General features: G+C 59.8%; 1 pseudogene. It reads right to left on the bottom strand.

The annotated features are described in order from the left end of the window. Positions 1-481, bottom strand: a pseudogene (locus AC0L3P_RS39770) (hypothetical protein); the annotation flags it as partial. Positions 482-861: the final 380 nt, after the last annotated feature.

Below are 861 nucleotides of genomic sequence, written 5' to 3' on the forward strand. Positions count from 1 at the left end.
CAATGAAAGGATAGAGACCGCCGTAGATTTCTGATGACTGAGCTGGCGCCCGCGGGCTGCCGTCAGGGCCGAGCACCCGCCATGACTGGGCCTCGTCACGAACCTCCTCCGGTGTGGACGGCAGATCAATGAAAGGATAGAGACCGCCGTAGATTTCTGATGACTGAGCTGGCGCCCGCGGGCTGCCGTCAGGGCCGAGCACCGGCCATGACTGGGCGTCGTCACGAACCTCCCACTCGCCCGGATCGAAGTCGGACGGCGGCCGCAAGTCTCGCATCCAGGTTGACCAGGTTGAGCCTGAGTTCGAGCCAGCCCCCTGCTGAGGGAAGTCCACACCCAGCGCTCTGTTTGCGTCGACGATCTGTAGATACTTCTGGAGCAATTCGAACCCCATATCAAAGTTTGATCTCCGAATGACTTTCCTAAATTCTTTCAAATCCTTTCTCACCTGCTGGTCGTCAGCCTTCAGCCGACTGGCCAAGCTCCCCTTGTTCTCCCTCTGGAGCCAATCGCTAAACCTGCGTTGCCTCGAAGCCGTTGTGGTGAGCATGTCTCTCTGTCGTTGAGACGCCCCGGGGCCGAGGTTGCGCAGGCGTTGGCCGTGCAGGCCGTCAATGAGAGCGGCGTCTTCGGGATACGGATACAGCGTACGCCTTCCCATGACGCGGGGGCCGGCTCCCGCTCCTTCGAACTCTTGCGTCCCAGGTACGAACTTCCGGAGGTGAGACAGCGCCGACTTAACGCCAGCGCGCTGGTAAGACAGGACGTCTTCGGCGAGTGACCCGTCTGAAGGGTCTTGCAACCGAGAAGCTAGAGTGGCCTTATTGTTTTCGTTGAGCCATGCAGCAAGCCCTCTAAGAA

It is taken from the genome of Bradyrhizobium sp. WSM4874, from assembly GCF_055811835.1.